The sequence below is a fragment of the Polynucleobacter sp. MWH-Berg-3C6 genome (assembly GCF_018881855.1).
GTDB lineage: Bacteria > Pseudomonadota > Gammaproteobacteria > Burkholderiales > Burkholderiaceae > Polynucleobacter.
This window is the reverse complement of sequence record NZ_JACVPN010000001.1, coordinates 936,638-962,199: the sequence shown is the minus strand read 5'-3', so window position 1 is coordinate 962,199 and position 25,562 is coordinate 936,638. Positions and strand designations below refer to the sequence as shown.

Here is a 25,562-nt window from a genome sequence, read left to right as displayed (position 1 = left end):
CTAGGCAATGGCATATAGCGATAAGCGGCTCTCGATAGCCCCACTAAACTGCAGGCAGTCCGCTCAGAGATAGAATGCTGGTCCATGAGCAGCTGCGCTGCATTTTTACGCCTAGTAGGGCTTAGAAGTTTCCCTTAATGACTTCCTTAAGCATGACTTCTCGTAGCGATAAGTCCGCTACGAGCTTCTTAAGCCGGGTATTTTCCAGTTCTAGATCTTTGTACTTACGAGCTTGATCGACCTTCATGCCGCCATAAATCTTGCGCCAACGATAGTAGCTTTGCTCTACCGTTCCCACTTCTTTACAGGCCTGGGCTAGGGTTTTGCCGTTCGTTGTCAGGACATCGATTTGACGCAATAAGGTGACGATTTGCTCGGGTTTAAGACGTTGGCCTTTTGCCATATTTAGCACTCCTTTAAGGTGAAGATTATCAAAAATCCTCTCTTTGGGAGTGGTACTAAAAATCAGGTCAGTTCAATATTAGGGCATTCGGTTCCAAGCACCAGTCAAGAATGTAAAGATCGACTGAGGAGAGTTGATAATCGCGATCCATTTGCTCCTGGGTTTTATTCGCAGCATTTCCCAAAAGCTTTGCTGGATCATGCCCGTAATAATGTGGACGAGCTAAATCAACTGCTCATGCTGTTTGATGATTGATATTTACAATGTGGAGGTCTATTTGTATCGCCTCTCTTAAGCTTGGTATTAACCTGATAGAAAATGATTTTCTGAATTACTTGGGGCTGTCTGTAAGTGGCTACCCAGCAGGGTGGTTAATGCCTGTTATGCATCGCAAGCGGGCTAATGATCAACAAACTCCTCCCATTCGCTCATTAATTTAGCGCGCTTCTCCAATTGATCCTGCCTCCTATAAGCAGCCTCAGACTTATTCTTAATGGTGTGAGCCAGAGCAAGCTCCACAGTCTCATTTGGATAGTCAGTAGTTTCTGCCGCCCAATCCCTAAATGTAGACCTAAATCCATGGGGAACATATTGAGCATATGCCGGCATTCTCTTCATGATGGCAATGAGAGACATATTTGACATGTTGTCCTTGTTGTAACGCTTGCTAGGGAATAGAGCTTCATTTATGCGATGCTCAGAGAGGTATTCATATATCTCAATCGCCCGAGAATTTAGTGGCACTCGATGAGCTTTACCGGCCTTCATCCTCTCAGCAGGAATAGTCCAAACCTTATTTTCAATATCAAACTCATCCCACTTGGCATTAAGCACCTCACCAGTTCGTGTAGCCGTAAGAATTAAGAACTCAAGGGCAAGTACAGAGAAACCACTCTTTGTTCGCAGCTCTCTCATAAACTCACCAATCTGCTGAAATGGCAGAGCAGGATGGTGACTTTTCTTCTGAATCTTGTTGGCTTTAGGTAAAAGATGGGCTAAGGCGCCTTTAAGGCGTGCAGGGTTATCCCCCTTGATGTATTCATGAGCTTTGCACCAGTCAAGGATCACTTCAATTCGTTGTCGTACACGAGTAGCTGTTTCGGTGCGAACATTCCAGAAGGGGCCTTCAACTTCACCAGACTTCTTCTTGATTTCTTGCTCAAGAAGCTTGGCGATATGGCCAGTATTGATTTGATCAACCCGCATCTTTCCAATTTTTGGGTTAACAAAAGTACCCATAGTGTTTACCCATTGATCAGCATGCTTCGCATTCTTCCATTCTGATCGTTTGGCTGCAATACAACGCTCTGCTGCAATTGAGAAGGTAATTCCATCCTCCGTAGCGGCTAGGGCTTCAGTCCGAATCCTGTTGCGCTGTTCTATCGGATCAACACCATCTAGAATTAATTTACGAAGCTCAAGCGTTTTCCGTCTGGCATCAGCAAGTGAGCGGACCTCTAGTGGCCCCAAGCCCATATCCCTGCGTTTAAATGAGGTGGGGCTGGTGTAGCGAAATATCCAACTTCGCATGATTTTATTTACCCCCGTCATCACCTGAAGATATAGCCCTCTGGATTCTGAGTCGTGGTAGAAACCGGGTTCAGAGAGATTGGCAATGCGACGTGCCGTAAAGCTAAATTTATCCGCCATTCGGCATCCCAAACTCAAGCAAAAATTACCCCTTATGAACTCATCTTTAATCAACATATTTTATTAAATCTCAATGGGTTACACGGGAGCATGGTTACATAGAAGCCATGTCAATGATGGGTCTAATGATGGAGTTTGAACCCCCCTTTGTACCCACCATGAAAATAAAAAAAACTTAAAACAGATAAAAAAATCTTAAAAAGCACACCTTTTTTTAAGTGCTCGGCAGTCGCAACTCCCTTATGCGCTAACGATGATTTTTTCCCGTTTCTCACCCATCAGCAAGACATAGTCTCAGGTGGATTTAGGTGGTTTACACGGGAGTAGGGCTACCCTTTAAAGCCATATAATTCATGGGCTTATGGATAATGGTAGAGTTTATTGGAGGGGCAAAATCTAGACACCTCTTCCGCCAAAATACAAACCTCAGCTTATTGGCTGGAGTTTTTCTTTGCAGTCTTTACTTCTTGTTACCTGATTTATTGAGAATCATCTTCTCGCCATCAGTATCAAATGCGCCATTAAAGCCCGGCGGATACTTGCTCCATTGATATCCCTTCATGGCATGCTCGTAACCATATTGGAATAAAGCATTCATATACTTGGTATCGAATTCTTCTTGGTGGGGTTCATAAAAGTCTGAGCCGATATAGGCCAGATTAAAGCCAACTTTATCGGCCCTCGTCATTGTATAAATGCGATAGAGATCACCAATGCCCTGAGTTTGAATCAACTGAGTAATCGCCCGACCAGCAACGCTTAAGGTGCTACGCTGAGTTTCATTCCAGCGGGGATCTAATCTTGAATTCCGGATGATGTAGGCCTGACGATTATTGCGCCGCTTGACACCTAATTCATTTGCTTTCTGTGCAGCGGCAGAAGGGTATAAAAATACCTGGGTGCTAGCGCCACCATCCACGTGCATTTCTTGAAAAGTTTGTGAGTCAACTAAGAAATCAAACATCACTGGCGAGAACGCTCCAGGAATCGAGGCAGAGGCGAGCATGATGCGGCGAAAGAGTTCAAGTGCCTCAGGCGTACCAACGGTCGCAATACGCCCCATATTCCAAACTACAGGGACTCCAGCATCAATATTGGTAGTGCCAATCAGAAGCCAGCGACCATTGGTGTTGTATTCATAAGCAATTTTCTTGAGGAAATCTGCATCCACATATTTAGAAATCAATTGATAGAGTGGAGTGGAGTCTGCTAAACCATCACTAAAGATTCCCGAGAGAAGGCCACGCTCTATAAAGATGTCCTTTGGGTTGATATTGGTATAGACCTGCTGGAGAGCTGGGTCATATTCTTTGCCCAGATAAGCAAATGGGGCTATCAATGCGCCTGTACTAATGCCAGTGACCAAATTGAAGACAGGTCTAGATCCTTGCTTACTCCAGCCGACCAACAGACCAGCACCAAAAGCGCCGTCATCTCCGCCACCAGAAAGCGCCAAATAGTTGGCGTCCCCTGTAAATGCTTTATTGCCTCTAGCGGTCTCTACCTGGATGACATCAGCCACAAGGGCGTCTGTACCGGCTTGAGTAGAGATGAGGTAACGCACGCTTGGTAAGCCGGCGATCTGAGCCTTGCTTAAAGATTGGGCAGGCACGGCAGATTTGCGCTCTAGGGATGAGCAGCCAAATAGGGCGAGTGAGGCAATGCAGACTACAAAATGACTAAAGCGCATATCGTTTTTTCTGAATAAATTGATTATCTTTATTGTAAAGGCTGGGTATTTCAGGGTCCACATACCTGCGCCTTGGTGGATCTGGATTGTTGAGGGCCTGATCGTTGTACGATTCGGTTATGAAGCTTTTGATCTCCATTTACTTCTTCATTCTGGCCATTATTCAGATGGGCCTATTCTTTGGCGTCTATCACTATTACCGCTCGCAAAATTTAGTGAAGCCCAGTCCGTATTGGATGTCTTCGCTATTAGCCAGCATTATTGGGTTACTAATATTTGGTGCTGGAATAGTGACTCTCGCAGATATCAAGAATCCTCAATTCAATTTCACCATCGCTAATGTCTTGTTTTATTCTGCGGCTGTACTTCAGGTCTTATTTTGCCAATCCTTAAATCAAAAGATCTCTAAGCAACTAAAAATTGGTTTTGGTATCTCGTTAATCGTCTTCTTCTTTGCTTTTGAGTATCTGCGCCAGAATGCCAATTTTGAAGTTCGCACCATATTCGTGGTTACACTCGTTTCAATTCTGTATACCTGGCAAATCTTCGTCCTCAATCAAAAAAAACGGCAAGCCCCATCGAGGCAATTGCTCTATCTCCAATATGCTAGCTGCGCAGAAATGTTCTTTGCACTAGGGCGCATCGCCATCTTGATCGCTTCAGGACTACCGATTTTGCAGGTTGATCAGATACCGCAGATATTGATCTTGTTTACGATTGCACAGCTAGTAATGACCACGCTTTCTTATATTGCGATTGGCGGTTATTGGGCCGAACAGATTGCCATAGCTAATTTGAAATCCCATACCGAGAACCAGGAGATTAGGCGACTGCTTCAGGAGCGGGAGCAGTTAATGGGCTCATTGCTCAAGGCCAACAAGAGCGCGAGTACCGGGGCTTTATCTGCATCGATTGCTCATGAGCTCAATCAACCGCTAGGCGCATCTAGTTTAAATATTCAGTTCCTGCAAAAGAAACTTGCAGATGGGGAGCTTAATCCCGAACTTCAAAAAGAAATATTGGATACCTTGCTGTCTGACAATCAGCGCGCCGCAAGAATTATTAGCTCTCTGCGTTCAATTTTCTCGGATGGAGAAGTTAATACATCACAAGTGAACTTGGGCAACCTTGTACAAACAGTGCTCAGTATTGCTAAGCCTGAACTCACCGCAAAAAATATCCAGGTAGTGCTACGCTTGCAGCCCAATTTGTTAGCTAGTGCCAATGCTAGTGAAATCCAACAAGTCATGTTGAACCTAATTAATAACGGAATCGAGGCATTAGTCGCTTCTGATCGGATCGATAAGAGGCTGACGATCGAGGGCTCATACTCCGATACTGGCGTGCAGATTTCTGTTGCCGATAACGGTGAGGGCTTATCTGAGGAGTCGCAGTCCCACTTATTTGAATTGCTCTCGAGTACCAAGGGGTCGGGTATGGGCTTGGGTCTTTGGTTATGCAAGCACATCATCAGTCGTCATGGTGGCTCTCTTTGGTTTGAGGATAATCCTGGTGGTGGAGCAAGGTTTGTCATTCAGCTGCCGCCTGAAGTGATTCAATCTAGTCAAACTTAGTGACCAGTATTAGCCTAAGGGCTAATTGCCATGCTAACTCTGGCTCATATCATTGAATGTATTCATGATGACTAGGCCTACCGTATGAAACCCACACTTAATAAATTCTTTCTCGCAGCATCTCTTCTCGCGTCTGGATTCGCATTTGCAGCAGGTGGGGGTGGTGTGGTTGCTGACCCTGGCGCAATGCAAGGCAAGCATTTTGATGTCAAGGGTAAAGCACCTTCCAGTTTCACGGTTGAGCTACAAAACGGTTTACGCAAGTCACTGCCGTTTGAGGATAAGCGTGACTTTGAAGAATCCAAAAAAGGCTTTATCGCCGCTCCGGCTTATAAGACCATCATGGCAGATGCCGGAAACGTTGCCTGGGATATGGGTAGTTACGAGTTCTTATTGCAAGGCAAAGACTTTGATAGTGTTCACCCATCATTGCAGCGCCAAGCAATTCTGAATATGGGCTACGGTCTTTATGAGGTTGTTCCTGGCAAGATTTATCAAGTACGCGGCTTTGACTTAGCCAACATTAGTTTTGTGAAGACCAATACGGGTTGGATTGTGTTTGACCCACTCACCGCTAAGGAAACTGCAAGAGCTGCCCTAGAGCTAGTCAATGAGAAGGTTGGCAAGCGTCCGGTGGTAGCGGTGGTGTATTCCCATTCCCATGGAGACCACTTTGGTGGTGTGCGTGGCGTAGTGGATGAGGCCGATGTGAAAAGCGGCAAGGTCAAGGTCATTGCACCCGTAGGCTTTATGGATCATGCTGTTGCCGAGAACGTGTACGCAGGTAATGCGATGACACGCCGGATGTATTTTCAGTATGGCGTCTTGTTGCCCCGCAGCCCATTTGGTCACGTGGATCAATCGATTGGTAAAAATACTGCTGCAGGTAATCTCGGTTTAATTGAGCCAACCATTCTCATCAATGAGCCATTTGAAAAGATGACCGTGGATGGAGTTGAGATGGAGTTTCAAAATACGCCAGGTACTGAAGCGCCTGCAGAGATGAATACCTATTTTCCACAATTCAAAGCATTCTGGGCTGCAGAAAACATCACCGGCACTATTCATAACATTTACACCTTGCGTGGTGCCTTAGTGCGTGATGCCTTGGCTTGGTCCAAAAATATTAATAACGCCTTATATCGCTATGGCAATGAAGCAGAAGTGATGTTTGCATCACATAGCTGGCCGCGGTGGGGTAATGAGCGCATTCAAGAAGTGATGCGCACTCAGCGCGATAGCTATGCGCATCTGAATAATGAAGTTTTGCATCTAGCCAACAATGGTGTGACGATCAATGAAGTTCATAACGTTTATAAGCAGCCAGAAAGCCTGAAGTCACAATGGGCAGCCCATAGCTATCATGGCTCTGAAGAGCACAATAGTCGTGCAGTGATTAATCGCTACCTTGGTTATTGGGATGCAAATCCAGCCACCTTAATCCCCTTATCGCCAAAAGATTCTGCACCTCTTTATGTAGAGATGATGGGTGGCCCAGACAAGATCATGTCAAAAGGCAAGTCACTTTATAAGCAAGGCAAGTATCGCGAAGCGATGGAGATCGTGAATAAACTCGTCTATGCTCAACCCAATAACGTTGCAGCAAAAGATTTACTAGCAGACATCTTTGAGCAGATTGGTTATCAAAAAGAGAGTCCTAGCGTGCGCAATAGTTTTTTGGGTGCCGCGTACGAGTTACGTCATGGCATGCCATCTGGAGCGTCACCAAAATCCAATGGGCCCGACATGATTAAAGCCATGACTACAGAGTTATGGCTCAATTCCCTGGCGATCAGCATGGATAGTAAAAAAGCTGCCGGTATGAAATTCACCATTAATCTGGCAACACCAGACAATGGCGAGAAATTTGTGATTGAGATGAGTAACTCTGCGCTCACCAATATCAAAGGACAGCAAGCAAAAAATCCTAATCTCACCATCACCTTAAATCGCAGTGAACTAGAGAAGGTCATGGGTGGCCAGACAAGCTTTGAAAAATTGCTCTCTGAAGGTAAGGCCAGATTTGATGGTGACCGTAAATCCTTTGACCAGCTCAAGAGCACATTGACGGTCTTCACTCCTGATTTTGAGTTGATGCCAGGCACCAAGGCTAAGAAGCTTGATGCCAAGTCTTCGCCAAAGGTGGTGAAAGATCCTTTTGCTGCTCAAGACATGGCAATTACTGCAGGCGAGTAAGTCTGCAGTAGGGTGACTTAAGGCGCAAAAGCGCCACCAGCTTCTAAGACTTTGAGTTCATCGCCAGCAATGCCAAGTTCAGCAAGAACTTCGCTAGTATGTTCACCCAGTAATGGCGGATGCTTGCGAACTTGCTGTGGTGTACCCATCATCTTGACGGCAAAGCCAATATTGGGAACTGTGCCTTCAATTGGGTGATCAATTTCCATACGCATTTTGCGATGACGACCATGTTCACTGTCAAAGGCTTCAGGATAGGTGTTAATTGGTCCTGCTGGAATGCCTGCAGTCAAAAGATCATCAACCCACTCATCGCTGGTTCTCGTAATAAATGTTTTTTCTAGTTCAGTGGCAAGCTCTAAACGATTGGCTAAACGTAGTGGATTGGTTTTAAAACGAGCATCATCGAATAATTCAGGGCGGCCCATTTTTTCACAAAGGAGTTTCCATAGCTTTTGGTTGGTAGCGCCCATCACAAAATAGCCATCAGAGGCTTTCATGGCCTGGTAAGGTGCGCTCATATGATTTGCGGTGCCAAGCTTGTAGGGCTCAACTCCAGTACCCCAGTATTGCGCTGTATCCCAGATAGAAAAGGCTAAAGCAGAGTCAAATAGTGAGGCATCAATAAATTGACCTTCGCCCGATTTGGTTTTACCAATGTAAGCAGACAAGATGCCGTAAACCGCGAAAAGGGCACAACCAATATCAGCGACCGGAACACCTGCTTTGACGGGTGGACCATCGGGGTAGCCAGTAACACTCATCACCCCAGACATGGCTTGTGCCATTAAATCAAAACCTGGACGATCTGCCCAAGGGCCGCTTTGTCCAAAACCAGAGATGCTGGCATAGACCAGGCCAGGATTAATAGCCTGAAGCGTAGCGTAATCAATACCCAGTTTTTTCATGACGCCTGGCCGATAGTTTTCCACCAGAATGTCGGCTGTCTTCACCAATTCAAAAAAGACTTTCTTGCCCGCATCGGTTTTGAGATTGAGGGTCAAGCTGCGCTTATTGCGATTCATATTCAGAAAGCCCATGCTGTCTGAACCTTTCATCTTGAAACCCATGGCCCCCCGAGTTTGATCACCGGTGCCAGGAGGCTCGATCTTGATGACATCGGCGCCTAGGTCAGCTAGGAGCATGCAGCAGTAAGGGCCGGCCATGACTTGACTAACGTCCAGTACCCTTACTCCAGCGAGGGGTAAGGGCCTAGAGGAAGGGTTAGAAGTAGGTGTTTTCGTCATTGTCTCGATGGTTTTTATATGTTTAGAATGAATGTCTAATAGTATCAAACACAATTAAAACAAGATTTGGAGACTGTATGTTGATTCAATTGCCAAAGTGGGTGCTGCGTAGCCTTGTTGCTGTCGCCCTTAGTTCCTCATCATTCCTAGCGCTAGCTCAGCAAGCCTTCCCTGCAAAACCGATTCGCTTAATTGTTGGTTTTGCACCCGGTGGGGGCACTGATATTGTTGCCCGCGCAATCGCGCCGAAGATGGGTGAGATTTTGGGTCAGAGCATCATTATTGAAAATAAATCTGGTGCGGCTGGAACAATCGGTGCTGACTTAGTAGCTAAATCTAATCCAGATGGCTATACCTTGCTCATGGGGCACTCTAATTCAAATGCAATTGCACCATTTGTATTAACCAACGTTCCCTACAACCCGGCAACAGACTTCACGCCAATTACTTACTTGGGTTATGTGCCAAACGTATTGGTTGTTAAATCATCATTGCCTGTGAACTCGGTAGCGCAGTTAATCTCACTAGCTAAATCGAATCCAGGGCAAATGACCTATGGCTCATCCGGTATCGGCAGTACCCAGCATTTGGCAGGCGCTTTGTTTGGCAAGATTGCTGGTATTCAGCTCAATCATGTGCCTTATAAAGGGAGCGGTCAAGCGATTATCGATTTGTTAGGCGGCCAGATCACGATGAACTTTGATACCTTGCCGCCAAACTTGCAGCAAATTAATCAGGGCGGTCTAAAAGCATTGGCGATCTCAACACCGAAACGTTTATCCATCCTTCCCAATGTTCCTACCTTTAATGAAGTAGGTATTGTTGGCTTTGATGTGACCAATTGGTATTCCGTGATGGGTCCAAAGGGTATGGATCCAGCTGTGGTAAACAAGATCGACCAGGCTGTAAAAGCAGCGATGGCTGACCCACAAATCAAGAAGACGTTAGATTCACAAGGATTACAGCCTGAAGGTCCAGCAACACCTGCAGCCTTTGGTCTTTTCCTTGCTGGTGAGCTTGCTAAATACCAGCGCTTGGTCAAGAGCTTAAACATTAAAGCTGAATAAGTTTTCTTCATGACACAAAAGGATTTGGAAGATAAGGTCGCGCAAGTCACGGTCGAGTTGCGCGACAAGATTGCTTATGTCACTTTTGATCATGTAGCAGCACGCAATGCCATGACCGTTGGTATGTATGAGAGCCTTAAATCTATTTGCCTGGACATTGCCAAGAATCCTGCTATTCGTGTTGCCATATTTCGTGGGGCAGGTGGCAAGTCTTTCGTCTCTGGCAGCGATATTGCACAGTTCACTAGTTTTAAAGATGGTGAAGATGGGGTACGTTACGAAGAAGCGATACACGACTATCTCAACCCTTTGGCATCACTGCCGATACCAACCATTGCAGTAATCGATGGCATGGCAGTCGGCGGTGGCTTGGCGATTGCTACTTGCTGCGATTTTAGGATCTCCACGCCAGATGCCAAGTTTGGCGTACCGATTGCCAGAACCCTAGGCAATTGTCTCTATCCGGGCAACATCGCCTGGTTAATCGCACACATGGGTATGAATATCGTTAGGCGTATGCTGCTGCTTGCCGAAATGGTTCCGGCAAGCGAGCTAAAGACTCAAGGTTACTTGTTGTCTACCTATGATCAAGAGTATTTAGGAAAAGAAGCGGATGCTCTAGCTGAACGCTTATTAAAACTCGCTCCGATTACGCAAAAAGCGAGCAAGCTCACAATGACTAGAATCATTGCCAACCAATTACCAGATTGCCAAGACCTGATTCGAGAAACCTATGGCAGTGAGGATTTTAAAAATGGCGTTGCTTCCTTCTTAAAAGGCGAGTCACCCGTTTGGATTGGTAAGTAACTTAGTCCAAGAACATTTCTTGAAGATTATTCAGGTAGCGTAGACCTAAAGCAGTTGGCTTTAGCTTGCTTGGGTTCTCATCTAATAACCCTTTTTTACTTGCCTCATCAAGGTTCTTGTTAATGAGACTTAAAGGCAGGCCGGTACGCTCACTAAAGGTATTGGTGTCAACGCCATCAGTCAGCCTTAAGGCATTAAGCATAAATTCAAAAGGAAGATCTTTCGTAGCGATTTCGCGAGACTCAATGAGAGCATTTCCTTTAGTCTCTATTGCTTGCATATAGGTCTCGGGGTGACGCTCTCGGACTTGGCGGGTAATCTTGCCTGGATAAGAAATCTTGCCATGGGCACCAGCACCAATCCCGATGTAATCACCAAAACGCCAGTAGTTCAGATTATGTTTGCATTCCTGATCTTTCTTGGCATAAGCAGAAACTTCATAACGCTTATATCCCGCCTTCGTCAAAAGCTCTAAGTTCTGCTCAAAGATGGCATCAATCTCATCATCGCTGGGTAACTTGGGAGGAAAGTTGGCAAAGTAAGTATTGGGCTCAAGTGTGAGGTTATAAAAAGAGAGGTGAGGTGTTTTAAAAGATAACGCAGTCTCAACATCCGATCTTGCTGCCTCAAGACTTTGATTGGGTAAGCCATACATCAGATCTAAATTGACAGACTTAAAGTGATCGAGTGCAATCTGTACTGCACGCTTTGCCTCGGCGCCATTATGAATCCGGCCCAGCGCTTTAAGTTGTTCATCTTGAAAACTCTGAATACCCAATGACACACGATTCACTCCGGCCTTAGCAAAGCCCGCTAACTTATCAGCCTCCACAGATCCTGGATTGGCTTCCATCGTTATCTCGGCATCAGGCTCCAAATGGATACGAGCGCGTACGGCACACAGTAGTTGATCCATGCCGGCAGCAGACAAGAGGCTGGGCGTACCACCACCAATAAAGATGCTGTGTACTTGGCGACCCCAGGTATTCGGTAGCTCGGTTTCAAGATCGGCAATAAGAGCGTTGATATAACGCTGCTCATCAAAGCCGCCGACTAAATTGGAGGTGGGATCTTTGATTTGATGGGAGTTGAAATCACAATAGGGGCACTTCTTTTCGCACCAGGGAAAGTGAATATACAAAGCCAAAGGCGGCAATGCAGTGAAGGTAGGTTGATTGAGCACAGTAATTAAGTGCGAGCTTGCAATTGACGTATGAGCTCGCGCAGAGCTTGGCCACGATGACTAATTAAGTTCTTTTGCGTAGGATCAAGTTCAGCAGCAGTCATGCCTAGCTCGGGAAGAAAAAAATGGGGATCATAACCAAAGCCGTTGCTGCCTTTAGCCTCATCAATGATCTCTCCATGCCAGGTAGTTTCCACAATCAGGGGATTTGGGTCATCGGCACTATTAATAAAGACAAGGGCGCAAACATAATGCGCACTGCGATCCGATTGATGACTTAATTCAGAAATAAGCTTTAGATTATTGGTAGCATCGTTTGCATGCTCACCAGCGTAACGAGCTGAGTAAACGCCAGGCCTACCATCCAGAGCGCGCGCACAAATACCAGAGTCATCCGCTAGCGCCGGTAAGCCGCTAGCGCTGCTCGCATGACGTGCCTTGGCCAAGGCATTCTCAGCAAAGGTGTGGAAGGGCTCTTCGGCTGATGAAATGCCTAGCACTCCTTGTGGAATCACCTCAAACCGTAAGGGCGCCAGGAGCGCCTGAAACTCTTTGACCTTGCCAGCATTGTTGGAGGCGAGAACTAGCTTTTGCATTAGATGCTTATTTCAATGCTTCGATTTGTAGTTGAGTGAGTTCCTGAATGCCTTGTTCGGCCAAGTCCAGTAGGGCATTGAGCTCAGATCGAGAGAAGGCTGCTCCTTCAGCAGTGCCTTGCACTTCAATCATGCCGCCTTTACCAGTCATCACGACATTCATATCGGTATCGCAAGATGAATCTTCAGGGTAATCTAAATCTAAAACGGGAGTCCCTTGATAGATACCAACTGAGATAGCGGCTACGCTATCGATGATGGGGTCTTGCGTGAGAGCGCCACTCTTGAGAAGTTGATTAACTGCATCACGTGCAGCAACATAGGCTCCAGTAATGGAGGCAGTGCGAGTACCGCCGTCAGCTTGCAAGACATCGCAATCTAAGTGAATTGTGCGTTCACCCAAAATTTGGAGATCAAAGACACTGCGCATAGCGCGACCAATGAGACGCTGGATTTCTTGGGTACGACCCGATTGTTTGCCACGAGCAGCTTCACGATCACTGCGGGTATGAGTGGAGCGGGGCAGCATACCGTATTCAGCAGTCACCCAACCTTCGCCAGACCCCCGTTTATGTGGCGGCACCTTATCCAAAATACTGGCCGTACATAGAACCTTGGTGTCCCCAAAGGCGATCAATACGGAACCTTCAGCGTGCTTAGTAAACGCCCTGGAAATCGTGACAGGACGCAAGTCTTTGGGCTTACGGCCACTTGGACGGGTGATAGATTGGGTGCTCATCGAATTTTGCCTAAAGGTTTGGGTTGGAACAAATAAGAATCTACAATGTCCATATGATATCGAGCATGACTGGTTATGGCAGCGCTTCTCGCCAAGTCTCCCTAGGAGCGGGCGTAGTTGCTGATCTGCAGGTGGAATGTCGGGCTGTTAATAGCCGCTTTCTGGATTTGGGTTTTCGTCTTCCGGATGAATGCCGTGGGGCTGAACCCGCTTTGCGGGAGCTAGTGACCCAGAGTCTCTCACGGGGTAAGGTGGAGTTTAGGGCTGCTTGGCGTATTAATAGCAATAGTGGGGCAGCCAAGGCTAATCCTCAGGCTCTAGGAGCTCTAAATCAAGATCGCCTAGATGCGCTCAAGGCTCTTCAAGTTCAGGCTCAAGTAGCTTTTAGTAATGCGAGAGAATTAAGTATTGCCGATGTATTGCGTTGGCCGGGAGTAGTATCCGAACCCCGTGGCGAGGAAGAGGGTTGGATTGCCGCTACCGTTGAAGCTGGTAAAGCAGCCTTAGCAGTTTTAATGGATAGCCGTAATGCTGAAGGTAAAGCCTTGGTGGGCGTACTCACCAGTATTACTAGCAAGATGCGTGAGATTGTGAAAGTGATCGAACCCAAGGTTCCTCAGTATGTTGCGCAATATCAAGAAAAGCTCACTGAACGTTTAGCAGAGGCTTTAGCTGCACAAGAGCAAGGCAAGACTTCAAGTGGGTCTGGCACAGAGTTGATGGAACGCATTCGTCAAGAAGTTGTTCTCTATGCAGTACGCATTGATGTTGCGGAAGAATTTGCTCGCCTCAAGACTCACCTGCAAGCCGTTAACACTGCTCTAGCTGGTAAAGGGCCTGTCGGTAAGCGCTTAGATTTCTTGATGCAGGAGCTCAATCGCGAAGCAAACACTTTAAGCTCAAAATCGGTTTCTGAAGAATGTACTCAGGCAGCCCTAGAGCTCAAGCTTTTGATTGAGCAAATGCGCGAACAAGTACAAAATTTAGAGTAATCCGTACAATTACATGATGACCAGTCCAAACCAGAATCCTTCATATCAAGGCAGTATGTTGATGATTGTTGCGCCATCTGGCGCAGGTAAGTCATCCTTGGTAGACGCCTTGTTAAAAGACGACCCGGGTTTGAAATTATCTTTATCTACAACAACCCGTGCCCCAAGACCGGGGGAAGTGGAGGGTAAAAATTACCGCTTCGTATCTCAAGAAGAATTTATCCGCGAGAGAGAGCAAGGTCAATTTTTAGAATGGGCAGAAGTGCATGGTCATTTTTATGGAACTTCTAAACCTTGGATCGAATCGCAAATGCAAGCTGGCAGTGATGTCATGCTCGAGATCGACTGGCAAGGGGCTCAACAGATTCGTAAATTGATTCCATCCGTTCAGTGGATCTTCATTTTCCCACCCTCGATTGCAGCCCTAGAAGAGCGCTTGCGTAAACGTGGGCAAGATGATGAGGCTACGATTCAGAGGCGTTTAGCTGCCGCGCATGTTGAATTGCAGCATGCCCATGAGGCCGACTTCATTGTGGTCAATGACTCCTTTGAGCAGGCCCTAGTCGATCTAAAGCATATTTTAGCCTCCAGCCGCCTGCGTTCTGGGCCCAGCATGGCCAGAAATCCAGTGCTTTTGAGGCGCCTTGGGGTCTAATCAGTTATCCTATAGGTATTGAAGCTAAATTTAAGTGAGTTCAGCATGGCCCGTATCACTGTAGAAGATTGTCTTAAAACTATCCCAAATCGTTTTGAACTGGTTTTGGCTGCGACTTATCGCGCACGTCAATTGGTTCAAGGTCACTCTCCACGTGTTGAGTCCAGAGATAAAGCGACAGTAGTTGCATTACGCGAAGTTGCTGCTGGTGTGACTGACCGTGACATGCTGACCAAAGTTCCTTTGTAATTTAGGAGTTCCGGTGTGGAGCTCCCTTTAGGAATAGTCAAAACATCGGAATTAGTAGGAGGGGTCTCGCCTAGGGAGACTTCGCTTGGGGCAACCCAAGTTGATCTGTTGAGCATACCTTCAGATACATCAAAGCAAATCAATCAAGATAATAGCAATCAGTCAGTTCTAGCAACATTGCTGGCGCAATCAAGTCGCCATCTATTCGGGCCAACGTCTGCGCCTAGTACGCCTCTAAAGCACCAAGTTGTTTCGATTGATAACCTGCTCTCGAAACTTACTTATTTAAAGTCTGATGAGCTAGCCTTAGTCAAAAAAGCATTTCAGTTTGCAGATACTGCTCACTTGGGTCAGTACCGTCACAGCGGCGAGCCTTATATTACCCATCCAGTTGCAGTAGCTGAGCTCTGCGCTACTTGGCGTTTAGATGCGCCATCGATTATGGCGGCTTTATTGCATGATGTGATTGAAGATACCGGCTCTACTAAAGCAGACTTGGTTGAAAAGTTTGGCGCTAAGGTGGCCGAATTGGTTGAGGGATTAACTAAGCTTGATAAATTAGAATTCCAAAGTCATGCAGAGGCGCAGGCCGAGAGCTTTCGCAAAATGTTTATGGCGATGGCGCGTGATGTCCGAGTCATCTTGGTAAAGTTGGCCGACCGTACACACAATATGCGCACTTTAGATGCTGTTCCGATGGAGAAGCGCCGTCGGGTTGCTGCAGAGACAATCGAAATTTATGCGCCTATTGCACACCGCTTAGGTTTGAACATTATTTATCGTGATTTGCAAGATCTGAGCTTTCGCTATTCCATGCCCATGCGCTTTCGCGTCATTGAGGGTGCGGTAAAAAGGGCGCGTGGTAATCGTAAGGAAATGATTGAAAAGATTTTGCAAGCCTCACGGATGTCTTTTGCAAAAGCCAATCTCGATGTAGATTTACGTGGTCGAGAAAAGACGCTCTATAGCATCTATAACAAAATGCGCAGCAAGCATGTGAGCTTTTCTCAGGTGTTGGATGTGTATGCCTTCCGCGTTACAGTGCATAGTATTGATGAGTGCTATCGTGCCTTGGGCATCTTGCATTCTCTGTATAAGCCAATGCCAGGCAAGTTCAAGGATTACATTGCCATTCCGAAGTTGAATGGCTATCAATCACTTCATACGACCTTATTGGGTCCATCAGGCGTTCCTGTGGAATTCCAGATTCGTACGACCGACATGCATGCGGTAGCTGAGGCTGGTGTTGCGGCCCATTGGGCTTATAAAGATGGCTCTCCGGATATGAGCGAGGTGCAGAACCGTGCTCATCAGTGGTTACAGTCCTTAATCGATATTCAGGATAGCAGCGGCGATTCTCAAGAATTTTTAGAACATGTCAAGATTGATTTGTTCCCAGATGCGGTTTATGTCTTCACACCTAAAGGGCAAATCAGAGCCTTACCAAGAGGTGCAACAGCGCTAGACTTTGCTTATTCGATTCATAGCGATCTTGGAAACAATTGCGTTGCCGTAAAGATCAATGGCCTTCAGTTACCGCTACGTAGCGAACTGAAGAATGGCGACATTATTGAAGTAGTGACTTCAGCAAATTCCCAGCCGAATCCTGGTTGGTTGGCCTTTGTGCGCACCGGTAAGGCGCGCGCTTCGATACGCCATTCCCTAAAAACAAAGCACTATGCTGAGTCTTTGCAATTGGGCGAGCGCCTCTTGGCTAATGGTCTTCGGCAGCAGGGTGTTGATGCTGCCTTGATTACCCCAGAGATTTGGGAAAAGTTGATGCACTGGACCGGCGATAAAACGCGTGAAGAGGCCTGCGTCAATATTGCTTTAGGCAGAAGATCTCCTCAAGAGCTCGCAATTCGTCTCAAGATCTTGATTGATGATGAGGGCGGTGGCGATCAAATGCGTTTGGGTGCTGCTGACTGGATTGCATCTACCACCGAGGTCAGTCACCATCAGCGCCAGGCTATCTTGGTGGATGGACGTGAAGGTAACTCCATCAGCTTTCAGACCTGCTGCCACCCCATACCGGGCGATAACATTATTGGCTATCTTGGTAAGGGTGAGGGTCTACAGGTTCATACCAACGATTGCCCAGTTGCCTTGCGCATGCTGTCAAAGGATGGCGATAAGTGGGTCGAAGTAGAGTGGGGTAAAGAAGTTCATCGTGAGTTTGAGGTTGATTTAGCGATTGATACCCGTCAAGGTAAGGGTGTTCTGGCCCGTGTTGCGAGTAGCGTGACCTCTGCGGATTCTAATATCATGAATGTATCGATGGAAGATCGCTACAAAGAAGACTCAGTCACTATTCGTTTCACGATCCAGGTTTATGACCGTTTGCATTTGTCAAAGGTCATGCGTAGCTTGCGTACCAACCATGACGTTATGCGAGTGACTCGCACCCGGGCGCTTTAAATTCCCAAATCTTTCTAGAGATACTGAACGTCCAGTATTTCAATCTCACATGGACCAGTAGGAGTTTGGATCGATACACAATCTCCTAATCTGGCTTTGATTAAAGCTTTGGCAATTGGTGATACCCAACTAACGTGGCCTTTCTCAAGGTCCACCTCGTCAACCCCCACAATCGTGATTACCGTTTCTTTTCCAGCATCTGGACCCTCTAGTGGGGAGTAGGTAACTGTAGCTCCGAAGAAGACTTGCTCGGCATCGGCATCCCCATTTTTACGGGCTAGATTGTCTACAACGACGGCAAATTCCAGTCTTTTATTCAGGAACCGAATCCGGCGGTCAATCTCTCGAAGTCGCTTTTTACCATATATATAGTCCCCATTTTCCGAGCGATCGCCATTGGAGGCTGCCCAGTGAACTACCTTGACTACCTCAGGCCGATCAAGGTTTAAGAGCTGTAGAAGCTCAGCTTTGATGCGTTCGTGGCCAGCAGGTGTGATGTAGTTTTTCTCTTCCATGGCATAATTATGGCTGTTGCGGCTGTAGCTCAGCTGGATAGAGTACTTGGCTACGAACCAAGGGGTCGTGGGTTCAATTCCTGCCAGCCGCACCATCTTATTGAGGGCCTAGTTGAAAAACTAGGCCCTTTTCACTTTCTTAAGCCCTTCATCAAGATCCCTTATAGTTGGGATTGGAAGATTCTCGGCGCCAGCTCGAAATTGCCATAATGACCCGTATCAGTACTTTAGAAGCTTACTAGAACACCTTTTTTGACAATGACGACCAGTACGGATACCACCATAGTAGATACTTCGGTTGCGAAGTGGGTATTGGTCGACTCACAGAATGCCAAGGTATTCATTGCTGGCAAAGTGGATGTCTATTCACTTACCAATGTGTGGACCCAAATACGCGCACAACAGGATGCCTGGTTAAAAAGCTCTGGCAATCACTCCTTAGTCTTTGATGCCACTAATATTGCATCTCTCGATGGTGCGGGCATTGCTTTTTTAATTGATCTGGAAGAAGCACAGCAAAAATCTGGTGGTCAATTTTCCATCGTTGGGTTAGATCCTAAATATGAGCCATTGCTCAAAGAGTTTGACCCAATCACTAATTTATTTCCAGTCCCCAAAGCAACTCTGAAGAGTAGCCTCATTGTGGAAACTGGTAAAGCAACCCAGGCCCTTATCAATGATGCAAAAGGTCTGGTTACCTTCACGGGCCACCTAGCAGCAGATTTATTTTGGTCCTTGCGTAATCCAAAGCAAGTACGCTGGGGTGACTTTGTCAATGCGGCTGTTCAAGCGGGCATTGCTGCTTTGCCAATTGTTGGTCTGGTGTCCTTTTTAATTGGCGTTATTTTGTCTTTTCAGGCAGCAATTGGGATGGAGCAGTTTGGAGCGGTCTCTTTTGTAGGCCCCTTAGCTGCACTGGGTGTTGTACGCGAGATGGGGCCTCTGATCACAGCGATTTTGCTTGCTGGTCGTTCATCGGCAGCTTTTGCTGCTGAGATTGGCACGATGACCGTGAATAGCGAAGTTGATGCATTGGTGACTGGCGGCCTGAGCCCAATTCGTTTCTTGGTAGTGCCCCGAGTGCTCGCTGGAATTTTAGTGATGCCAGTTCTCACTCTATTTGCTGACATCGTTAGTATTTTTGCTTCTATGGTGACGATGCTTGCCTATGATGTCCCATTTATTAATTTCTGGAACGGTATGTTGCAGACAGTGACAATTGAGGATATTGGCTCCGGATTGATTAAGGCAACCTTGTTTGGTGTTGTTGTATCTGCTGTTGGCTGTCTACGCGGTATGCAAACAGGTACTGGCGCAGCGGCGGTCGGCATCTCTGCGACCCGTGCAGTGGTCAGTAGTATTGTCATGATTGTGGTGGTGGATGGCATCTTTGCATACATCTCTTATAAGACAGGCTTCTAATGGATCAGAACACCCTTGCGATTGATGTGCAAAATTTGACCGTGGGTTACGGCTCAAATATTCTTTTGCAAAATCTCAACTTCTCAGTAAATTACGGCGAGATTTTCGTGATCTTGGGCGGCTCTGGTTGCGGTAAATCCAGCTTACTCAAAAATCTTTTTGGTCTGTACGAGCCTTTATCTGGCGATGTACTGATTGAAGGCATGAACATCACGACTGCATATGGTGCACAGCGCCAAAAGATTATGACTAGCTTTGGTGTGATGTATCAACAAGGCGCTTTATTTGGCTCAATGAACTTGCTGGACAATGTGACACTATTTATGCAGGAGTACACCGATCTTCGGCAGGATCAGATGGATCTAGTAGCGCGCTGTAAGTTGGATTTGGTGGGTCTTTTGCCTTATGAGAGCTATATGCCTAGCGAAATTAGCGGTGGTATGCAAAAGCGTGCTGCGATCGCCAGAGCGATGGCCTTAGATCCTAAGATCCTCTTCTTAGATGAGCCCTCTGCAGGTCTTGACCCGATTACTTCAGCAGATCTAGATAGTACGATTTTGGATCTTTCTAAAAACTTAGGCATCACTTTTGTGATTGTCTCGCATGAACTAGCTAGTATTTATGCTATTGCAGACAAGGTGATTATGTTGGATAAAGGTAGCAAAGGCATTATTGCTCAAGGTGATCCTAAAGTCTTAAGAGATACAAGCCCTGATCCTAGGGTGCATCAATTCTTCAATCGCATGATGAGCAAGGAAGCTGCATGAGCAATAATTCAAATCCAAACTATTTTCGATTAGGCGTTTTTGTGCTCGCCGCAATCGGGGTATTGATTGCAATTATCTTGATCTTTGGATCAGGGCAGCTATTCAAAAAATCCTTTGAAGTAGAAACCTATTTGAAGCAATCTGTCACTGGTTTGGATACAGGTGCTGCTGTACGCTTCAGGGGAGTGAAGATAGGGCAGGTAACCATGATTGGATTATCAGGCGACATCTATGAAAAAGATATTCCCTTCGAGAAGCGTCTTCAATATGTTGTGATACGCATGCAAATCTTTGGGGATAAATTAACCGAGGATCAGGTTGAAGAGTTTGTTAAAAATAATCTCAGGGCACGCGTGAAGTCTATGGGTATTACGGGCGTCAACTATGTCGAGTTTGATTTCTCCGAAGGGAATTCCGACTATGTTCCTCTTGCATACGGCTGGAAGCCTGCTGAGCCTGTAATTCCATCGCTACCCAATCAAGCTGACGAAATTATCTCTGGGTTAGAGAAATTCGTAAGCTCGCTTAATCATGCAAATATTGAGGAAACCCAAAAGAAGTTTGATCTCTTGTTGGCTAATCTCAATACTTTGATGGCAGGTGATGGCAAGAGCCATGAAGGGCTAGTGCGCTCCGTTCAATCTCTCAATGTCATCATGGAGCGTATTGCTAAGGTAACGGATAAGGAGGAGTTAAGCATCCTCATGCGTGAATTGATCGGAACCATTGTCTCCTTAAGACAAACGGTAACTGGTATTCAGGGGGACACTACTGCAACTATTGAAAATCTCAAGCAGACCACTGAGAATCTCAATGAGTTCAGCCGTATAGCTAGCCAATCTCCTTCTAGTTTGATCTGGGGTGAGCCTCCTGCAAAAATCGTGCTCCCGATGAATGGCACACAAGGACAATCTGGAGTTCAAAAATGATGAAGCGCATTTTTCTATCTGCCGTAGTTTTAGGTTTGTTTGCTTGCTCACTGCCATCCCGCTCACCCGTTACTCCAACTGCTTTCATGGTGAATCCTGAGCGCAGTGGTGAACCACTTAAGAGTCGCTCAAGCCTTTGGCTCAAAATTGGCTCTGTTTCGGTAGCGCCTCCATACGATGGTAGGTCTTTGGTTTACCGCCTTGGTGATCAACGTTTTGAGAAAGATTTTTATAACGTTTATACGACACTGCCGGCCGATATGATCGCAAACGCAGAGCGCCAATGGATCAATAAATCGGGTATTTTTTCTGCGGCAGTAGGGCAAAGCAATAGCTTCTTTCCGTATTACACCCTACAAGCAACCGTTAATGAGTTTTATGGCGACTATCGTGTGAGGCCTGAAGCAGTAGTCAGTATGGAGTTTTTCTTGACCGTGACTAATAGCGGTAAAGGGAACCCCTTGATTGGTAGCAACCGATATACCAAACGCATTGCTTTAAAAGACAACACACCAGAGGCCTTGGTGATGGGTCAACAACAGGCTCTCGCAGAGATTTTTAGGGAGTATGAGGTGCAGCTAGATAAATATGCTGCAAATCTTCCTAAGCCAATAGGATATTGAACTGAAAGTAGCGCTAAATATGATTACTAGTTGGGAGACAAAATGGATTTAGGTATTAAAGGTAAGGTCGCATTGGTCATGGCATCGAGCCGTGGCTTAGGTCAAGCTATGGCAGTGTCATTGGCGCGTGAGGGTGTGAATGTTGCTGTCACTGGCCGCAATCCCGAGGGTCTTAAGCGTTCCGTTGAGTTGATTGAGGCAGTTGGTGGCAAAGCCTTGGCCCTCAACTGGGATCTTTCAGATACTTCTGTGATTGATGGCTTGGTTTCTCAAGTTGAAAAAGAGCTTGGCCCAATTGATATCTTGATCAACAACACTGGTGGACCGCCTCCAACACCGGCTGCTGGACAAGATCCTGCTCTCTGGCAAAAAAGCTTTAACGATATGGTTTTGTCATTGATTGCCATTACAGACCGCATATTACCGGGAATGCGTGAGCGTCAATGGGGGCGCATTATTACCAGCACTACCTCAGGCGCTATTGCTCCAATTCAAAATTTAGCAATTTCCAATACCTTGCGGGCTGCACTGCTGGCATGGTCTAAAACATTGTCTGGCGAAGTAGCGAAGGAAGGTATCACTGTAAACATTATCATGCCGGGTCGGATTGCAACTGACCGCTTGCGCCAATTGGATGAGGCGAAAGCCAAGCGTGAGGGCACTTCCTACGAAGATGCGGTTAAAGCAAGCTTGAGGCAGATTCCGATGAGCCGTTATGGCGACCCTGAAGAATATGGCGATGCTGCTGCATTTTTAGCTAGCCAGAACGCCTCCTTTATTACGGGCACTGTCATGCGGGTAGATGGCGGTCAGATTCAGGCAGTTTGAAGCATATAGCCGACTTTCTCAAGGGTTTAAGACAAGAGCTGCGCTCTCGTGAGCTGGCTTGGCTATTTGTAGCGTTAACGCTCTCAGTTACGGCTTTATCTAGCGTTAGTTTTCTTGCCGACCGGATGCAAAGGGCATTTCAGTTTGATGCGCGCCAATTGCTTGCCTCCGATGTTTTGATTGCATCAGATCAGCCTCTACCAGAACAATTTATTGCACAAGCGGCGAGTAATGGTCTAAAGGCTGCTCAGACTATTGTGTTTCCGAGTATGGCAAGCGTGGGATCGCAGAGCAAGTTAGCCTCCTTGAAAGCGGTAAGTCCACTGTACCCATTACGAGGTGCTCTGCAAGTACAGTCCAGCAGCGCAATTTTTAAAGCTGGACCACCCCCCGGTTCTGTCTGGGTCGATCCTGTAATGCTAGGCAGCTTGCAAGCAAAGCTTGGCGATCAAATGAAGCTGGGAAATAAAACATTTCTGATTGCTGGCGTACTCGAGCGTGAAATAGACCGCGGTGCAGGCTTTATGAACTTTGCACCACGTGTGATGATGTCATTAGAGGATTTGCCAGGCACAGATTTAATCGGTCTTGGTAGTAGGGTGACCTATCGCTTGCTGCTCGCTGGGGATGATGAAGAAGTTCAGTCATATGAGAAATGGGTAAAGGCCTATATAGATTCTGAGGGCTTGCGTGGCTTGCGCATCGAGACCTTAGAAAATGCGCAGCCTGTGATGCGTAAGACCTTAGAACGGGCAGAGCGCTTTCTTTCTCTGATTGCGGTCTTAACAGCGATGGTAGCGGCAGTAGCAATTGCTTTATCAGCGCGTCGATATGCGCTAAAACAGGCAGATGGTTGCGCCGTCCTCAAATGCTTTGGCGCCACTTCATCCATCATTCTTCAAAAACAATTAAAAACTATTTTGGGCCTGGGTATCTTCGCTGCGCTTTTTGGGTCTGCCCTTGGTTATTTAGTGCAATTGCTGCTCACCATCTTGCTGGGAAATTTGATTCTGACTAACTTGCCTAGTGTTTCATTCTGGCCGGTTATTTGGAGCTCACTTTTCACTTTTTTCTTATTAATTGGATTTGCTGGGCCGCCAATCTTTTCATTGGTGAAGATTTCTCCGATACGGCTCATACGTAAAGAATTTACAGGCATTAATAGTTCAGCCATCTGGGTGGCTATTTTTGGTTTAGGTACGGCAGCCATTCTGATTGCGCTTGCAGCACGAGACTGGAAGCTGGCTTTCTGGGTCGGCCTTAGCTTTGGTGGGGCGATTGTGGTGTTTTCTGGTTTTGCCTGGTTAGTTCTTCAGTTGTTGAGCAGAATTCAGACTAAGAACTTTGCCCTTCGCTTTGCGATTACTGCGCAAAGCAGGCGTTCTGGTTTTGCAGTGATGCAAATCACTGCGCTAGGTATTGCCTTAATGGCTCTGCTGATGATCTTATTGCTACGCCAGGATTTGTTAAATACCTGGCAAGGAAATATTCCTGCAGACGCACCAAATCGTTTCATGATCAATGTGCAGGGTGATCAAAAATTGAATATCACTCAGTCTTTAGTGAACGCTGGCGTGACAAAGCCAGACTTCTACCCCATGATCCGAGGTCGCTTGGTTGCAATTAATGCGCGCGATATCTCTCCGAATGATTTTGTAGAAGATAATGCCAAGCGTTTAGTGGATCGAGAATTTAATCTCTCTTACACCGATCGGTTACCGCCAGGTAACCGCCTGACTGAAGGTAAATGGATCTCGGGTGATAGCCCGCAAATATCGATGGAAGTAGGAATCGCAAAAACCCTCAAACTCAAGATGGGTGACGAGCTTACTTTTGAAGTGGCGGGTGAAAAAATTACCGCTCCAATTACATCACTGCGTAAATTGGATTGGGGTTCGATGCGGGTGAATTTCTTTGTAATCATGCCGCCAGCACAATTAAGCGCATTGCCACAGTCTTGGATTACTTCTTACTATCAAGCCCCAGAGCAAGAGGCTCTTGATTTTCAGGTGAGTCAGGCTTATCCCAACCTTACGGTCGTTGATGTATCGGCTTCCTTAAAGCAGATCCAAGATGTTTTAAATAAACTCTCTGCTGCACTAGGTCTACTATTTGCATTTACGATTGCAGCGGCAGTATTGGTGCTGGTGGCTGCTATTTCTGCAACTCAAGATGATCGATATCGAAACGCTGCCTTATTAAAAGCAATCGGCGCTTCACGCGATACATTGGCCAGCATTGCGCGTGTTGAATTGCTGGTTATCGGTTTTGTTGCAGGTACCTTAGCTGGTCTTGCAGCAGGAGCGGCTGCCTGGGCCTTAGGTCGTTATGTAATGGAGATTGAATTTAACGCCTTTGGGCAGTCACTCCTCATGGGAGTTTGCTTTGGGGTCCTTGCTTGTCTAGCAGCGGGGTATCGCTTTGGTCAAAAGATTCAGAGTGCTACTGCCATTGAGTGCTTAAGAGAGAGTCACTAAGTTAGCTTGACTAAGTTCTTGGGTAACTCAACAAGGCGTGTGCCCGCAAACCGATCGGCTAAGCTTTGACGTTGCATAGGATCTTTACGATCTAAGTAAATCGTGAGTGGCCAAAAAAAGAGGGCTACTGCAAAAAGCATTTCAATGATTTGCCATTTCTCCAGGTGGAACGCCCATTGCAACAAAACACAAGGAATGATCCATAGAGAGCCATATAGGTAGCGCCAAAAAGCCTGGCGTTTTTTGAGTGTGTGACCTTGGCAATCAATCAAACGAATACGCCATGTTTGCATCGCCAATGTCTGGCCTGATTTTGTCCAATACCAAACGAAGTAGATGCCTAAGACGGTGTAAAGATATAAAAAAGTTAACCAGCTTGGCAATGAAACTCCAAACAAAATTCCTAGGCCAAGGTTGGGAAGCAAAAAGGTGAGTGCGATAACCCCAAGAAGTACGAGTTGCTCATACAGGCAGCACGAAACACGGCGCCAAAATTGTGGGGAGGGTAAAACTGTTAGTTCAGCAGGCGTCATAA

General features: G+C 46.5%; 23 protein-coding genes and 1 tRNA gene. 15 read left to right on the top strand and 9 right to left on the bottom strand.

Annotated elements, in window-relative coordinates:
• Window positions 1-121 precede the first annotated feature (121 nt).
• From ICN13_RS04960 to ICN13_RS04950, 3 genes are all read right to left on the bottom strand, one after another.
• Window positions 122-403, bottom strand: a complete 282-nt coding sequence (locus ICN13_RS04960; protein ID WP_028819441.1) for a transposase — start codon at window positions 401-403, stop codon at window positions 122-124.
• Between the two features lie 399 nt (window positions 404-802).
• On the bottom strand, window positions 803-2,053 hold the full coding sequence (locus ICN13_RS04955; RefSeq protein ID WP_216139225.1) for a site-specific integrase: 1,251 nt from the start codon (window positions 2,051-2,053) through the stop codon (window positions 803-805).
• A 460-nt stretch (window positions 2,054-2,513) separates the two neighbouring features.
• Window positions 2,514-3,743, bottom strand: a complete 1,230-nt coding sequence (locus tag ICN13_RS04950) for a patatin-like phospholipase family protein (RefSeq protein ID WP_216139224.1) — start codon at window positions 3,741-3,743, stop codon at window positions 2,514-2,516.
• A 119-nt stretch (window positions 3,744-3,862) separates the two neighbouring features.
• On the opposite strand from ICN13_RS04950, the gene ICN13_RS04945 reads away from it, so the two are divergent.
• Both ICN13_RS04945 and ICN13_RS04940 read left to right on the top strand, forming a co-directional pair.
• Window positions 3,863-5,317, top strand: a complete 1,455-nt coding sequence (locus ICN13_RS04945) for a sensor histidine kinase (RefSeq protein WP_216139223.1) — start codon at window positions 3,863-3,865, stop codon at window positions 5,315-5,317.
• Between the two features lie 84 nt (window positions 5,318-5,401).
• Window positions 5,402-7,513 (top strand): alkyl/aryl-sulfatase, encoded by a 2,112-nt coding sequence (locus ICN13_RS04940; RefSeq protein ID WP_216139222.1) that lies wholly within the window; start codon window positions 5,402-5,404, stop codon window positions 7,511-7,513.
• Window positions 7,514-7,530: 17 nt separating this feature from the next.
• Here the strand turns inward: ICN13_RS04940 and ICN13_RS04935 are convergent, their stop codons facing one another.
• Window positions 7,531-8,760 (bottom strand): CaiB/BaiF CoA-transferase family protein, encoded by a 1,230-nt coding sequence (locus ICN13_RS04935; protein WP_216139221.1) that lies wholly within the window; start codon window positions 8,758-8,760, stop codon window positions 7,531-7,533.
• Between the two features lie 77 nt (window positions 8,761-8,837).
• Between ICN13_RS04935 and ICN13_RS04930 the strand changes: the two genes are divergently transcribed.
• Window positions 8,838-9,827 carry a tripartite tricarboxylate transporter substrate binding protein gene (locus tag ICN13_RS04930; RefSeq protein ID WP_216139220.1) on the top strand — a complete coding sequence of 330 codons (990 nt, stop codon included), beginning with the start codon at window positions 8,838-8,840 and terminating at the stop codon, window positions 9,825-9,827.
• Window positions 9,828-9,836: 9 nt separating this feature from the next.
• Window positions 9,837-10,634, top strand: coding sequence for an enoyl-CoA hydratase/isomerase family protein (locus ICN13_RS04925; RefSeq protein WP_216139219.1), 798 nt, complete (start codon window positions 9,837-9,839; stop codon window positions 10,632-10,634).
• A 1-nt stretch (window position 10,635) separates the two neighbouring features.
• On the opposite strand, the gene hemW is transcribed toward ICN13_RS04925, so the two are convergent.
• Genes hemW through rph form a run of 3 tightly spaced genes read right to left on the bottom strand, consistent with a single transcriptional unit; the run spans window position 10,636 to window position 13,152 of the window.
• The gene (hemW, locus tag ICN13_RS04920; RefSeq protein WP_216139218.1) at window positions 10,636-11,817 is read right to left on the bottom strand and encodes a radical SAM family heme chaperone HemW; all 1,182 of its coding nucleotides are present in this window, start codon (window positions 11,815-11,817) and stop codon (window positions 10,636-10,638) included.
• 5 nt (window positions 11,818-11,822) lie between these two features.
• Window positions 11,823-12,413: an RdgB/HAM1 family non-canonical purine NTP pyrophosphatase gene (rdgB, locus tag ICN13_RS04915; protein ID WP_216139217.1), complete on the bottom strand. Its 591-nt coding sequence runs from the start codon at window positions 12,411-12,413 to the stop codon at window positions 11,823-11,825.
• A 7-nt stretch (window positions 12,414-12,420) separates the two neighbouring features.
• A complete protein-coding gene (gene rph, locus ICN13_RS04910; protein WP_216139216.1) occupies window positions 12,421-13,152 on the bottom strand; it encodes a ribonuclease PH in 732 nt (243 codons plus the stop codon).
• 53 nt (window positions 13,153-13,205) lie between these two features.
• On the opposite strand from rph, the gene ICN13_RS04905 reads away from it, so the two are divergent.
• From ICN13_RS04905 to ICN13_RS04890, 4 genes are all read left to right on the top strand, one after another.
• On the top strand, window positions 13,206-14,144 hold the full coding sequence (locus ICN13_RS04905) for a YicC/YloC family endoribonuclease (protein ID WP_216139215.1): 939 nt from the start codon (window positions 13,206-13,208) through the stop codon (window positions 14,142-14,144).
• 16 nt (window positions 14,145-14,160) lie between these two features.
• On the top strand, window positions 14,161-14,799 hold the full coding sequence (gene gmk, locus ICN13_RS04900) for a guanylate kinase (RefSeq protein ID WP_216139214.1): 639 nt from the start codon (window positions 14,161-14,163) through the stop codon (window positions 14,797-14,799).
• 45 nt (window positions 14,800-14,844) lie between these two features.
• Window positions 14,845-15,048, top strand: a complete 204-nt coding sequence (gene rpoZ, locus ICN13_RS04895; RefSeq protein WP_011902918.1) for a DNA-directed RNA polymerase subunit omega — start codon at window positions 14,845-14,847, stop codon at window positions 15,046-15,048.
• Window positions 15,049-15,153: 105 nt separating this feature from the next.
• A complete protein-coding gene (locus ICN13_RS04890) occupies window positions 15,154-17,466 on the top strand; it encodes a bifunctional (p)ppGpp synthetase/guanosine-3',5'-bis(diphosphate) 3'-pyrophosphohydrolase (protein WP_216864019.1) in 2,313 nt (770 codons plus the stop codon).
• Between the two features lie 14 nt (window positions 17,467-17,480).
• Here the strand turns inward: ICN13_RS04890 and greB are convergent, their stop codons facing one another.
• Window positions 17,481-17,981, bottom strand: a complete 501-nt coding sequence (gene greB, locus ICN13_RS04885; protein WP_216139212.1) for a transcription elongation factor GreB — start codon at window positions 17,979-17,981, stop codon at window positions 17,481-17,483.
• A gap of 18 nt (window positions 17,982-17,999) precedes the next feature.
• On the opposite strand from greB, the gene ICN13_RS04880 reads away from it, so the two are divergent.
• The 7 genes from ICN13_RS04880 (at window position 18,000) to ICN13_RS04850 (ending at window position 25,027) form a co-directional block, all read left to right on the top strand.
• A tRNA-Arg gene (locus tag ICN13_RS04880) sits at window positions 18,000-18,076 on the top strand.
• A 163-nt stretch (window positions 18,077-18,239) separates the two neighbouring features.
• The gene (locus ICN13_RS04875) at window positions 18,240-19,403 is read left to right on the top strand and encodes an ABC transporter permease (RefSeq protein ID WP_216139306.1); all 1,164 of its coding nucleotides are present in this window, start codon (window positions 18,240-18,242) and stop codon (window positions 19,401-19,403) included.
• Window positions 19,403-20,170 carry an ABC transporter ATP-binding protein gene (locus ICN13_RS04870; protein ID WP_216139211.1) on the top strand — a complete coding sequence of 256 codons (768 nt, stop codon included), beginning with the start codon at window positions 19,403-19,405 and terminating at the stop codon, window positions 20,168-20,170. The genes ICN13_RS04875 and ICN13_RS04870 overlap by 1 nt, the downstream gene beginning before the upstream one ends.
• The gene (locus ICN13_RS04865; RefSeq protein ID WP_216139210.1) at window positions 20,167-21,099 is read left to right on the top strand and encodes an MlaD family protein; all 933 of its coding nucleotides are present in this window, start codon (window positions 20,167-20,169) and stop codon (window positions 21,097-21,099) included. The genes ICN13_RS04870 and ICN13_RS04865 overlap by 4 nt, the downstream gene beginning before the upstream one ends.
• Complete coding sequence (locus ICN13_RS04860; RefSeq protein WP_216139209.1) at window positions 21,096-21,722, top strand: membrane integrity-associated transporter subunit PqiC; 627 nt, start codon at window positions 21,096-21,098, stop codon at window positions 21,720-21,722. The genes ICN13_RS04865 and ICN13_RS04860 overlap by 4 nt, the downstream gene beginning before the upstream one ends.
• 42 nt (window positions 21,723-21,764) lie before the next feature.
• A complete protein-coding gene (locus ICN13_RS04855) occupies window positions 21,765-22,550 on the top strand; it encodes an SDR family oxidoreductase (protein ID WP_216139208.1) in 786 nt (261 codons plus the stop codon).
• Window positions 22,547-25,027: an ABC transporter permease gene (locus ICN13_RS04850; RefSeq protein ID WP_216139207.1), complete on the top strand. Its 2,481-nt coding sequence runs from the start codon at window positions 22,547-22,549 to the stop codon at window positions 25,025-25,027. The genes ICN13_RS04855 and ICN13_RS04850 overlap by 4 nt, the downstream gene beginning before the upstream one ends.
• Here ICN13_RS04850 and ICN13_RS04845 read toward each other — a convergent pair.
• Window positions 25,024-25,560 carry an RDD family protein gene (locus tag ICN13_RS04845; protein ID WP_216139206.1) on the bottom strand — a complete coding sequence of 179 codons (537 nt, stop codon included), beginning with the start codon at window positions 25,558-25,560 and terminating at the stop codon, window positions 25,024-25,026. The genes ICN13_RS04850 and ICN13_RS04845 overlap by 4 nt on opposite strands.
• Window positions 25,561-25,562 lie beyond the last annotated feature (2 nt).

Bases quoted from the DNA above. Each gene is read 5' to 3' on its own strand.
- ICN13_RS04950 (WP_216139224.1), bottom strand. From the start codon at position 3,743: ATGCGCTTTAGTCATTTTGTAGTCTGCATTGCCTCACTCGCCCTATTT.
- rph (WP_216139216.1), bottom strand. From the start codon at position 13,152: ATGAGCACCCAATCTATCACCCGTCCAAGTGGCCGTAAGCCCAAAGAC.
- ICN13_RS04870 (WP_216139211.1), top strand. From the start codon at position 19,403: ATGGATCAGAACACCCTTGCGATTGATGTGCAAAATTTGACCGTGGGT.
- ICN13_RS04940 (WP_216139222.1), top strand. From the start codon at position 5,402: ATGAAACCCACACTTAATAAATTCTTTCTCGCAGCATCTCTTCTCGCG.
- ICN13_RS04945 (WP_216139223.1), top strand. From the start codon at position 3,863: ATGAAGCTTTTGATCTCCATTTACTTCTTCATTCTGGCCATTATTCAG.
- rpoZ (WP_011902918.1), top strand. From the start codon at position 14,845: ATGGCCCGTATCACTGTAGAAGATTGTCTTAAAACTATCCCAAATCGT.
- ICN13_RS04865 (WP_216139210.1), top strand. From the start codon at position 20,167: ATGAGCAATAATTCAAATCCAAACTATTTTCGATTAGGCGTTTTTGTG.
- greB (WP_216139212.1), bottom strand. From the start codon at position 17,981: ATGGAAGAGAAAAACTACATCACACCTGCTGGCCACGAACGCATCAAA.
- ICN13_RS04860 (WP_216139209.1), top strand. From the start codon at position 21,096: ATGATGAAGCGCATTTTTCTATCTGCCGTAGTTTTAGGTTTGTTTGCT.
- ICN13_RS04855 (WP_216139208.1), top strand. From the start codon at position 21,765: ATGGATTTAGGTATTAAAGGTAAGGTCGCATTGGTCATGGCATCGAGC.
- ICN13_RS04875 (WP_216139306.1), top strand. From the start codon at position 18,240: ATGACGACCAGTACGGATACCACCATAGTAGATACTTCGGTTGCGAAG.
- rdgB (WP_216139217.1), bottom strand. From the start codon at position 12,413: ATGCAAAAGCTAGTTCTCGCCTCCAACAATGCTGGCAAGGTCAAAGAG.
- ICN13_RS04930 (WP_216139220.1), top strand. From the start codon at position 8,838: ATGTTGATTCAATTGCCAAAGTGGGTGCTGCGTAGCCTTGTTGCTGTC.
- ICN13_RS04960 (WP_028819441.1), bottom strand. From the start codon at position 403: ATGGCAAAAGGCCAACGTCTTAAACCCGAGCAAATCGTCACCTTATTG.
- ICN13_RS04845 (WP_216139206.1), bottom strand. From the start codon at position 25,560: ATGACGCCTGCTGAACTAACAGTTTTACCCTCCCCACAATTTTGGCGC.
- ICN13_RS04955 (WP_216139225.1), bottom strand. From the start codon at position 2,053: ATGGCGGATAAATTTAGCTTTACGGCACGTCGCATTGCCAATCTCTCT.
- ICN13_RS04905 (WP_216139215.1), top strand. From the start codon at position 13,206: ATGATATCGAGCATGACTGGTTATGGCAGCGCTTCTCGCCAAGTCTCC.
- gmk (WP_216139214.1), top strand. From the start codon at position 14,161: ATGACCAGTCCAAACCAGAATCCTTCATATCAAGGCAGTATGTTGATG.
- ICN13_RS04925 (WP_216139219.1), top strand. From the start codon at position 9,837: ATGACACAAAAGGATTTGGAAGATAAGGTCGCGCAAGTCACGGTCGAG.
- ICN13_RS04935 (WP_216139221.1), bottom strand. From the start codon at position 8,760: ATGACGAAAACACCTACTTCTAACCCTTCCTCTAGGCCCTTACCCCTC.